Here is a 10877-nt window from a genome sequence, read left to right as displayed (position 1 = left end):
GGGGGGGGGCGGGGGGGGGGGCGCCCCGCCCCCCCGGGGGCGGGGGGGGGGGGGGCGGCCCCCGGGGGGGGGCCCCCCCCCCCCCCCCCGCCGGGCCCCGCCCCGGGCCCCGCGTCGGTGTGTTTGTCCGTGTCCCGCGTCACACGTGCGCGGGAGACCTCGGTCACGTACCGGCACGTCCGTACCCCGTCTCACGTGCGCGCGAGACCCCGATCACGTCCCGAGTGGGTCCCGAACGCCCCGCCGGATGACCCCTCGCACGGACGGAACACTAGACTCACTGGATCGGCATGCTCGACCCAGCTCAACACGCAAGGAGGCACGGTGACACAGCCGCGCGAAGCGCGACGTGCAAGGGCGGCGGCGGGCGGGTGGGATCTGCTGACTCGCATCGCCGGACCGCGTGACCTGGACCGGCTCACTCCGGAGCAGCTGGACCAGCTCGCCGAGGAGATCCGGACCTTCCTCGTCGACGCCGTATCGAAGACCGGCGGCCACCTCGGCCCCAACCTGGGTGTGGTCGAGCTGACCATCGCCCTGCACCGGGTCTTCGACTCGCCGAAGGACAAGGTGCTGTTCGACACCGGCCACCAGAGCTATGTGCACAAGCTCCTCACCGGCCGCCAGGACTTCTCGAAGCTCAAGAGCAAGGGCGGCCTGTCCGGCTACCCCTCCCGCGCGGAGTCCGAGCACGACGTCATCGAGAACTCGCACGCCTCCACCGTCCTCGGCTGGGCGGACGGCCTGGCCAAGGCCAACGAGGTGCTCGGCAAGGACGACCACGTCGTCGCGGTCATCGGCGACGGTGCCCTCACCGGCGGCATGGCCTGGGAGGCGCTGAACAACATCGCCGCCGCCAAGGACCGCCCGCTCGTCATCGTCGTCAACGACAACGAGCGCTCCTACGCGCCGACCATCGGCGGCCTCGCCAACCACCTCGCGACCCTGCGCACCACCGACGGTTACGAGCGCTTCCTGGCCCGCGGCAAGGACATCCTGGAGCGCACCCCCGTCGTCGGGAGGCCGCTGTACGAGACGCTGCACGGCGCGAAGAAGGGCCTGAAGGACTTCATCGCCCCGCAGGGCATGTTCGAGGACCTGGGCCTGAAGTACGTGGGCCCGATCGACGGTCACGACATGGAGGCCCTGGAGTCCGCGCTCCAGCGCGCCAAGCGTTTCGGCGGGCCCGTCATCGTGCACTGCCTCACGGAGAAGGGCCGCGGCTACACCCCCGCCCTGCTCGACGAGGCCGACCGCTTCCACGCCGTCGGCAAGATCCACCCCGACACCGGCCTCCCGGTCGCCACCGCGGGGCTCGACTGGACCTCCGTCTTCGGCGAGGAGATGGTCAAGCTCGGCAGGGAGCGCGAGGACATCGTCGCGATCACCGCGGCCATGCTCCAGCCGGTCGGCCTGAGCAAGTTCGAGGAGGCGTTCCCGGACCGGATCTACGACGTGGGCATCGCCGAGCAGCACGGCGCGGTGTCCGCGGCCGGTCTCGCCACCGGCGGACTGCACCCGGTCTTCGCGGTGTACGCCACGTTCCTCAACCGGGCCTTCGACCAGGTCCTGATGGATGTCGCGCTGCACAGGTGCGGGGTCACCTTCGTCCTGGACCGGGCGGGCATCACCGGCACCGACGGCGCCTCGCACAACGGCATGTGGGACATGTCGATCCTCCAGTGCGTGCCCACGCTCCGGATCGCCGCCCCGCGCGACGCCGACCAGGTCCGCGCCCAGCTCCGCGAGGCCGTCGACGTCGACGACGCGCCGACCGTGGTCCGCTTCTCCAAGGGCGCGGTCGGCCCGGCGGTCAAGGCCGTCGGCCGGGTCGGCTCCATGGACGTGCTGCGCGAGCCCGGCACCGAGCGGCCGGACGTCCTGCTGGTCTCCGTCGGCGCGCTCGCCCCGATGTGCCTGGAGATCGCCGATCTGCTCGACGCCCAGGGCATCTCGACGACCGTCGTCGACCCGCGCTGGGTCAAGCCGGTCGACGAGGCCATGGCACCGCTCGCCGAGCGGCACCGGGTCGTCGTCACCGTCGAGGACAACAGCAGGGCCGGCGGCGTCGGCTCCGCGATCTCCCAGGCGCTGCGCGATGTGGGGGTGGACGTGCCGCTGCGCGACTTCGGCATCCCGCCGCGCTTCCTCGACCACGCCTCCCGCAAGGAGGTCATGGCCGAGATCGGGCTCACCGCGCCGGACATCGCCCGCCAGGTCACCGGCCTGGTCGCCAAGTTCGACGGGCGTTTCGGGACGGACGCCGACGACAGCTCCGTGGTCGAGCCCGTCCGCGACTGATCCGTTCTGCGGCACGGCTCCGTCCGTGTGACCCGCGACGCGGTCCCTTGGGCCGGTCGGCCACCCCCTACGGGTGGTCCGACCGGCCCATTTGCGTGAAATTGCCCGGTATGCGATCGGTTGCCGCCGACGCGGTCCCAAATCATGGCGTACACGACGAGCGCGTGGAGGTACGCCGGTGACCGCCCAGCAGGACACACCCCCCAGCAGCGACGGACTGTTCCGGACCAAGACGGTCGAGCAGTCCATCCGCGACACCGAGGAGCCGGAGCACGCGCTCAAGAAGTCCCTCTCCGCGCTGGATCTCACCGTCTTCGGGGTGGGCGTCGTCATCGGCACGGGCATCTTCGTGCTCACCGGAAAGGTGGCGAAGGAGACCGCCGGTCCGGCCACCGCCCTCGCCTTCGTGGTCGCCGGCGTCGTCTGTGCCCTGGCCGCGCTCTGCTACGCCGAGTTCGCCTCCACGGTCCCGGTCGCTGGTTCCGCGTACACCTTCGCCTACGCCTCGCTCGGTGAACTCGTCGCCTGGATCATCGGCTGGGACCTGGTGCTGGAATTCGCGCTCGGTACGGCGGTGGTGTCGGTCGGCTGGTCCGGCTACGTCCGTTCACTGCTGGACAACTTCGGCTGGAGCCTGCCCGGTGTGCTCTCCGGAACCGATGTGGCGAAAGGATTCGGCTTCGACATCCTTGCCTTCGCCCTGGTGCTCGTCCTGACCGTCGTGCTGGTGCTCGGCATGAAGCTCTCGGCCCGGGTCACCACGATCGTGGTCGGCATCAAGGTCGCCGTGGTGCTCGTCGTGATCATCGCGGGGCTGTTCTTCGTCAAGGCCGCCAACTACTCGCCGTTCATCCCCCCGGCCCAGCCGCAGCCGACGGGCTCCGGGCTGACCGCGCCGCTGTTCCAGCTGATGTCCGGTTACGCGCCGACGAACTTCGGCGTCATGGGCGTCTTCACGGCCGCCTCCGTCGTCTTCTTCGCCTTCATCGGCTTCGACGTGGTGGCGACCGCCGCCGAGGAGACGAAGGTTCCGCAGCGCGACATGCCGCGCGGCATCCTCGCCTCGCTCCTCATCTGCACCGTGCTGTACGTCGCGGTGTCCCTGGTGGTCACCGGCATGGAGCACTACACCGACCTGTCCGTCGAGGCCCCGCTGGCCGACGCGTTCAAGGCCGTCGGCCACCCCGTCTACGCCGGACTCATCAGCTTCGGCGCCGCCATCGGCCTCACCACGGTCTGCCTGATCCTGCTGCTCGGCCAGACGAGGGTGTTCTTCGCGATGAGCCGCGACGGTCTGCTGCCGCGCTTCTTCTCCGTGACGCACCCGCGCTTCCACACCCCGTACCGGCCGACCATCCTGCTCGGCGTGGTCATCGCGATCATCGCCGGATTCACCAGCATCAACGAACTCGCGACCCTGGTGAACATCGGCACGCTCTTCGCGTTCGTCGTCGTCGCCCTCGGGGTCCTGGTGCTGCGCCGCACCCGCCCCGAACTGCACCGCGCGTTCCGTACCCCATGGGTCCCGCTCATCCCGGTCCTGTCGGTCGCCGCCTCGCTGTGGCTGATGCTCAATCTGCCCGCGGAGACCTGGCTGCGGTTCGGCGCCTGGATGGTCATCGGGGTGATCATCTACTTCGTCTACGGGCGCGCCCACAGCCGGCTCCACACGCCCGCAGAACGCCGATAGCACCGGCCGGGGCACCACCGGAACACACAGCGCACCGGCGGCCCGTCAGTCGTGCGAAGGCGGTGACGGCCGCACCGCACGGGGCCCCACGCACCGCGCCCCGTACGCCTCGGCCCGCCGCCGCAGCTCCCGGTCGGCGGTGACCACCACGCGGTCGCGGCCCGCCGCCGCGGCCACCAGTTCCACGATCCGGTCGTCCCCGGTGCCGGGCGCCGGGTCCACCCGCACCCTCGGCACCGGGGCGACTCCCCGGGCCGCGCCCTCGACGACCAGCACCAGCTCGACGGGGCCGGCCCGGCCGGGCAGCCCGGTCTCGGCGAACGGGACCAGCGCGTCGCGCAGCCGCTCGGCCGCCCCGCGCCGGTCCCGCCACCAGCCGTCGGGCACCGACCCGACCACATTGGCCGCGTCGACGATCACCAGGGTCCGTTCGTCCACCATGGCGTCAGCGTGACACGGCCCGGTGCCGTACGCGCCGTCATAGCCTGCCGGGTGACCTCTGACCGGGCGGCCACGTCCTGGCACGCACACTTCCGGCGTTGCCGGGATCGCACGCACCATGCCGCGTCCGCTTTCCGGTCGAAGGTCACCCGACAGGCTCTCAGCCGCCCGTCGCGGGGGACTTCTTCGCGGACTCCGGGATCGCGGTGTCCTCCCGGATCGCCTTCCACAACGTCTTGGCCTGCGGCTGTGCCGCGACCACCCGGTTCGGGTCGACCTTGTCGTACGCCACCGGGAGCATGATCGTCTCCATCGACGCGGGGTCGACGCCCTGCATGGAACGGGCGAACTTCGACAGCGACGTCAACGAGGCGAGACCCTCGTCGGTCGTCAGGGACTTGGTCGCCGAGTTGGCGATCCGGTACGTGTTGGTCGGACTGCTCAGCAGGTCCTGCGACTTGACCTCGCTCAGCAGCGCCAGCAGGAACTGCTGCTGCAGCCCGATCCGGCCGAGGTCGCTGCCGTCCCCGATGCCGTGCCGGGTGCGGACGTAGGCGAGCGACTGGGTGCCGTCGAGCCGGTGCTCGCCCTTGGTGAGGTCGAGGCCGGAGGACTTGTCGTGAATGTCCTGCGGGACGTCCACGGTGACGCCGCCGATCGCGTCGACGAGCTCCTTGAACCCGGCGAAGTTGATCTCCAGGTAGTGGTCGATCCGGACCCCGGACATCTTCTCCACCGTCTTGACCACGCAGGCCGGGCCGACCTGGGAGTAGACCGAGTTGAACATCACGCGGTCCGCGGATTTCACCGTGGAGCCGTCGGCCTTGGCGCACTCCGGCCTGGTCACCAGGGTGTCGCGCGGTATGGACACGGCGACCGCCCTGGTACGGCCCTCGGGGATGTGCACCACCATCGCGGTGTCGGAGCGGGCGCCGCTGATGGCGCCCCCGCCGCCCAGCTCCTGGTTCTCGGCACCGGCCCGCGAGTCGGAGCCGAGAACCAGCAGGTTCTGGCCGCTGGTCGGCAGCTTCTCGGGGCGGTCCTCGCCGAGCGCCTCGTCGATGTTCACGCCGGTGATGTTCCCGTCGAGCCTGCTGTACAGCCAGTAGACGGTGCCGCCGGCGGCGAGCAGCAGGACGAGCAGGACGCCGAGGGTGATCTTGAGGCCGCGGCGGCGCTTGCGGGGACCTCGCCCCGAGCCCGTTTCCGGGGACGTGCGCGATCCGCCAAAGTTCTGATCTGTCATGGACTCGTCTGATTCTTCCGTCGGGACACGCCTGTGCGCGTGCGGGAGGAGAGGAATGGGCGGCGGGCGGTGCCTTGCGTGCCGAAGTCGCTCCGTGGGGTACCGCGCTTCTGCCCGGGCATGACGCATGCCTCAAAGCCGCCTGATGCGACAGGAGTCAATGAGGAATCGACCCTGTCGAGTATTATTGTGACATCAGTTGTTGCTGTTGTGTTCAAATCGATTTCTCAACAGAGGCACGTGGGGGCTCCGCCCAACGCCGTTCGGCACGGAAAGAGCATTCAGTGAAGAACGGTCGGGGAGCGATGAGTTTGCGTATCGGACGTCGGAGTGCTGCGGCTTCTTCCCGGAGGGCTTCTGCCGCACCGTCCCACGAGGCCCTGAGGGCCCCGGAGTTGCGGGCGGCGGCACCGCCGAACACGGGCTGGCTGATACCCGCGTCGGACGGCAGGCTCTCCGCCTACGCCCCGGCCGCGGCCGGAGGCGTCGTCCGCTGGACCGAATCGCCGACGGGACGGGACGGCTGGACGGCGCCCGAACTCCTCCTCCCCGACGAGCGGCTGCTGCCGTACCTGTGCGTGGCGCGGGGCGAGACGGGCTATGTCGAAGTGGTCGCCCTGCGGCGCACCGCGGACCGCTCCGAGGCGCCGCTGGAAATCGTCCACGCCACCCAGTACCAGGCAGGCCGTCCCATGACGGGATGGCACTCGCTCGGCAACCCGCACGACAAGGATCAGGCGATGGCGTCGGCCATCGGCGCACCGGTCGCCGTCGTCGACGGTGCCGACGTGCTCCACGTGTTCGTCCGCAACGCCGCGGGAGGAGTGTCCACCCGGCGCCGCGGTGTGGGCGGCGCCTGGGGCAAGTGGTCCTCCTTCCCCTGCAAGCGGGTGCGCGAGGGCCTGTCCGTGACCGTCACCCGGGCCGGCCGCGTCGAGCTCTTCATGCCGGCCGACAAGGGCGTCTACGTCTGGCGGCAGGCGACCCCGGGCGGTTCGCTGAACCGCGCCCCCAACCTCGTCTTCATCGCCCGGCCGCAGACGGCCTCCGGCACCGAGACCTACGAGGGCCGGGTCACCCACTACTGGCGTGACGAACAGTCCGGCGAAGTCGTCGCCCACCGCCTGCCGGAGGAGGGCGCCCCCGAGGTCGCGCCCGCCCCGCTGGGCGGCCACTCCGGCGACGGTCCCCCGGCCCTCGGCCGCTGCCTCGTCGACGGCCACGACTGCACCGTGCTGGCCCAGCGGGAGGGGACGGGCACCGTCGCCCTCACCGCCTACCCGACCGAGACGGAGTCCGCCGGGGCCTGGTGGGCGGACACCCGCCAGTCCTGTGCGGGCGCGCCGGCCGTCGCCCCGGACCGCGACGGACGACTCGTCGTCGCGGCCGTCGACCGGGACGGACGGCTGAACGTCACCCGGCAGCGCACCGACCAGCAGGGCATGGCGCTGGAGGCCTGGATCCGTCTGTGAGTCCGGGCCGCCGGCCCGGGCCCGGCGGCCGGACGCGCCCGGCCCTCCCGTCGTGTCCATCCGCCGTCACTCCGCCTTCTCGGAGACCCGGACCGACAGCTCGGATCCGGCCGTGTAGTACGGCTTCACCATGACCGGCCGCCCCTCGTCGGTGGACACCACCGTCGTGGGGTAGGCGAAGACGCTCTTCACGTCCACCACGTCGGTCAGGAAGCGGCCCAGCCGCGCCACCACCGGGTCGTGGCGTCGGCCCACCCACAGGTCCCACAACTCGTGCCGGGACACCAGCTGTTCCGACAGATCGGACGCGGGCAGCGAGAAGGAGAAGTCGGCGCCTCCCGAGGAGACGCCGGGCAGCCAGAAGCCGGATTCCTCGACGCCCCGCCTGCGCATCAGCAGCAGCGGCTCGGCCGACCCGAAGTCGCTGCCGTGGAGCAGCCCCCGCACGTGCATGACGCCCTCGTGGACCCAGACCTCGGTCGCCTCGGCGTGACGCTCCCGGGTCCAGGTGCGCAGGACGAGATGGCCGCTCTCGGACGCGTAGGGAAGATGCACGACGGTGTACTCGGGATTGCTGGCCACCGGTCCGAGGCCGCGCAGGTCGAGCGAGCCCGGCCGGACCTTCGCCGGTCTGCCCTCACCGATGTCGAGATGGATGTCCCAACGCCCCTCCGTGAGGATGCCCGGATCCGACGGGACCCGCGCCTCGTACCGGTGGGGGAGCGGTCCTCCGGCCGGCAGCAGCGGCAGCCTGACCGGTTGTTCGCCGCGGGCCGCCTTCCGCCTGCGCAGGACCAGTTCGAGGCCGTCGCCGCCGTCCCGGACACCCTCCAGACGCAGGGTGATCAGCCCGTTCGGCGCCACTTCGCAGGAGACGGTGGTCTCGGCGGCGGGGCGGCTCTCCCGGCGGCGGCGACGGGCCGCCTTGATGACCCGTTCGAACCGTTCCGCCGAGTCCTCGGGACCGTAGGCACGCGCGTCCTCCCGCGCCCGGCGCCCCAGGGCCAGGCGCCCCGGTTCGTCGTCGATCAGGCGCAGCAGTGCGGCGGCGAGGGCGTCCGCGTCGCCCACCGGGGTGAGCAGGCCGTTGACCTCGTGACGGACGATCTCCTTCGGCCCGCCCGGGCAGGCGGTGGTGACGACGGGCACCCCGCAGCGCATGGCCTCGGCCAGGGCGAGGCCGAAGGACTCCCGGTCCGAGGATCCCACCGCGATGGCGGCGGCGGCCCACCGGGCCTCCAGCCGCGGTTCCTCCATCATCAGGAACACATGGTTGTACAGCTCCAGTTCGGCGACCAGGGCCCGGAGCTGACCGTACTCGGGCCCGGTCCCGAAGATCCGCAACTGCCAGTCCGGACGGACCTCCGCCACCTGGGCGAACGCCTGGACGAGCAGGTCGAAGCGCTTCTCCGGAACGAGTTTCCCGGCCGCCATCACGATCCGGGACCGCTCGTCGGCGGGGCGCACCCGGGGATCGGGCACGCAGTCGGGATGGGCGTGGACCACGATGCCCCCGGGCAGCCCCGCCCGGTCGATCGCCGCCGCCTCCTCCTCGCTGGGTACCACGACCGCGTCGAGCCGCCCGAGCCCCGCCCACGCGCGGCTCTGCTCCGACTCCGGGAGCGCGGTGCTCAACTGGTGCAGCTGCCCCAGCCGCAGCGCCCGGGGCCTGCCCCAGCGGGAGACGTAGGCGGCCAGCTCCAGACTGGTGGCGACCACCACCTGTGCCTGGCTCGCCCGCAGGTACTCCTCGACCTTGTCGTCCGTCAGCAGGCTGTAGCGCCAGGACATCTCCTGCGTGCGCGGAATGACCCGGGACGGGGTGAGCCGCCGTTCGTCCCGCTTGTCCGGACGGCGCCCCTCGCGCAGGTCGAGCAGTGGTACCACCCGCACCCCGCGGGCGGGCGCGACGGCGGGGCGGTCGAGCCAGCGGAACACCGAGACGATCCGGACGTCGTGCGTGTCGGCGAGGGCGTCCGCGAGATTGATCACGGCGCGGGTGGCGCCGTCCGCGGCGTAGGCGTTCTGGACCAGGAATTCGATCTTCATCGCTTCGCCGCGGACTTCTCGTACGGACTGGGGAGCGGGAAGTACGCCTCGAAGAACGGGTGGATCAGAGCCTCCTGGTCGGCCACGTCGTCCTCGGTGGTGAAGGAGTCGTTCACGCAGAAGACCGCCGCGTCGCGCCGCTTGAGCAACCTGTCGAGCTTTCTGGACAGCTGGACCATGGAGAGGTGGAGGTAGGCGTACGGGATCGAGTCGGGCACGCCGCGCCCCGTGAAATAGGAGTAGTACGGGTACATGCAGGTGCCGACGTCGATGTCGGTACGGCTGCGGAAGCGCGCGGCCGCGGTCGCCCGGAACACGTCCGCGAACTCCCGCTCCATCTCCTCCAGCACACTGCGCCGCAGCGGCACCGGGGTGTGCTTCATCGCGTCGATGATGGTGCGGCCGAACCGGTCCTCCAGCAGGGCGCGGACGTTCTTGCGGGCCACCTCGTGCGGCAGGTCCTCCGGCTGGACGGGGCCCATGGGGATGCGGACGGTGTCCGGGTAGTACTTGGAGGCCCCGTTGGGGAGGAAGAACTCGTGCGGTGTGACCGGCCGCCCGACGAACACGTCGTCGTTGAAGTGGATGAAGTGCTCCGACAGCCCCGGTACCCGGTGCAACTGGGCGCTGATGGCATGGGAGTTGAAGACCGGGAGCTTGTCGGTGTCGCGGAAGATCTCCCGGTGGGAGACCACGGTGATGCCTTCGGCGGACTCGTCCAGCCAGCGCGGCACCTGGTCGTCGGTGACGAGGAAGATGTGCCGCACCCAGGGGGCGTACATGTGCAGCGAGCGCATCGAGTAGAGCAGCTCGTCACGGTTGATGTAGCGCCCGGCGCTCGCCGACTCCTCGTGGAAGACGTCGCCGGACGCCTCCGCGCGGCGCCGCTGCCAGGCCGGGTCGTCGCTGTCCACCCAGGTGTAGACGACGTCGATGGGGAAGGTGATCTCGTCGGCACCGGTGCAGACGAACTCCTGGCGGGTCGGCAGCCCGGTCCGTTCCGGCTTGCGGCCCCAGCGGCGCTGCTTGAGCGGGGCCTCCTCCCGCGGTGGCGCGAGGCGGGAGAAGCGGTGCGGCGCGACGAGCGTCATCTCCCCGTGCGCGGGGAGGAAGCTCGCGCCGCGGTTGATCCGCGGCGGCAGCAGCCGGCCCTCCTCCTCCCGCCAGAACTCGATGTCGCAGCCGTATTCGGTGCCGTAGACGAGTTCGCCCGACGGGTCGGCCTGGAACCAGACCGCGCGCAGCACGTCGACGGCCTCCAACTGCTGCCAGGACGCCTCACGGGCGCCCAGGTGCAGGAGTTCGCTGGTCCGCTGGACGGGCACCTTGCGCTGGACGTATCCCGGGCTCCGGGTGAAGAGGTTCCGCAGCGTCTGGGCGACCCGGTTCCGTTCGGTGTCCCGGACGCCGACCGCGGACGAGGTGTCCTCGGTCCCGGGCACCACGAAGTGCTCCACCCCGGCCTGGCTCAGCGCGGTGGAGACCAGCTGGAGGTGCTGGCCCCGGACCGTGAGCGGTGTCAGGCCGGGTTGTACGTGTGCCAGGCGGCGGTGCATGCCCACGGTGACCTCGTGCAGCCCCGGGGGCAGGGGGCGCTGCCCCCGGTCCACCTGGGCCTTGATCGGGTGGATCAACGAATACTCCAGTACATCGGTGCGTTCTGGGGACGCCGGAACGA

7 protein-coding genes are annotated in these 10877 nt (G+C 71.1%); 3 read left to right on the top strand and 4 right to left on the bottom strand.

Annotation, left to right across the window (positions count from 1 at the left end; all coding sequences use genetic code 11):
* Positions 1-378: 378 nt before the first annotated feature.
* Positions 379-2301 (top strand): 1-deoxy-D-xylulose-5-phosphate synthase, encoded by a 1923-nt coding sequence (gene dxs, locus ACF1CT_RS11395; RefSeq protein ID WP_391783708.1) that lies wholly within the window; start codon positions 379-381, stop codon positions 2299-2301.
* A gap of 178 nt (positions 2302-2479) precedes the next feature.
* A complete protein-coding gene (locus ACF1CT_RS11390) occupies positions 2480-3991 on the top strand; it encodes an amino acid permease (RefSeq protein ID WP_391783577.1) in 1512 nt (503 codons plus the stop codon).
* Between the two features lie 45 nt (positions 3992-4036).
* Here ACF1CT_RS11390 and ACF1CT_RS11385 read toward each other — a convergent pair whose 3' ends face one another.
* Together ACF1CT_RS11385 and ACF1CT_RS11380 are read right to left on the bottom strand one after the other, a co-directional pair.
* A complete protein-coding gene (locus ACF1CT_RS11385) occupies positions 4037-4432 on the bottom strand; it encodes an NTP pyrophosphohydrolase (protein ID WP_391783576.1) in 396 nt (131 codons plus the stop codon).
* 160 nt (positions 4433-4592) lie between these two features.
* Positions 4593-5678, bottom strand: a complete 1086-nt coding sequence (locus ACF1CT_RS11380) for an LCP family protein (RefSeq protein ID WP_391783575.1) — start codon at positions 5676-5678, stop codon at positions 4593-4595.
* Positions 5679-6073: 395 nt separating this feature from the next.
* On the opposite strand from ACF1CT_RS11380, the gene ACF1CT_RS11375 reads away from it, so the two are divergent.
* A complete protein-coding gene (locus tag ACF1CT_RS11375) occupies positions 6074-7150 on the top strand; it encodes a hypothetical protein (protein WP_391783574.1) in 1077 nt (358 codons plus the stop codon).
* Positions 7151-7216: 66 nt separating this feature from the next.
* On the opposite strand, the gene ACF1CT_RS11370 is transcribed toward ACF1CT_RS11375, so the two are convergent.
* Together ACF1CT_RS11370 and ACF1CT_RS11365 are read right to left on the bottom strand one after the other, a co-directional pair.
* Entirely contained in the window at positions 7217-9199 is a 1983-nt protein-coding gene (locus tag ACF1CT_RS11370) for a glycosyltransferase (protein WP_391783573.1), read from the bottom strand.
* Positions 9196-10833, bottom strand: coding sequence for a stealth family protein (locus ACF1CT_RS11365; protein WP_391783572.1), 1638 nt, complete (start codon positions 10831-10833; stop codon positions 9196-9198). The genes ACF1CT_RS11370 and ACF1CT_RS11365 overlap by 4 nt, the downstream gene beginning before the upstream one ends.
* Positions 10834-10877: the final 44 nt, after the last annotated feature.

The sequence above is a fragment of the Streptomyces sp. NPDC014734 genome, assembly GCF_043083325.1.
GTDB lineage: Bacteria > Actinomycetota > Actinomycetes > Streptomycetales > Streptomycetaceae > Streptomyces.
Note: the sequence above shows the minus strand (reverse complement) of the source record. Positions and strands in the feature narration are given on the sequence as shown.

What these genes read in the sequence shown, in the direction of transcription:
- ACF1CT_RS11385 (WP_391783576.1), bottom strand. Translation starts at nt 4,432, where the DNA reads ATGGTGGACGAACGGACCCTGGTGATCGTCGACGCGGCCAATGTGGTC.
- ACF1CT_RS11380 (WP_391783575.1), bottom strand. Translation starts at nt 5,678, where the DNA reads ATGACAGATCAGAACTTTGGCGGATCGCGCACGTCCCCGGAAACGGGC.
- ACF1CT_RS11370 (WP_391783573.1), bottom strand. Translation starts at nt 9,199, where the DNA reads ATGAAGATCGAATTCCTGGTCCAGAACGCCTACGCCGCGGACGGCGCC.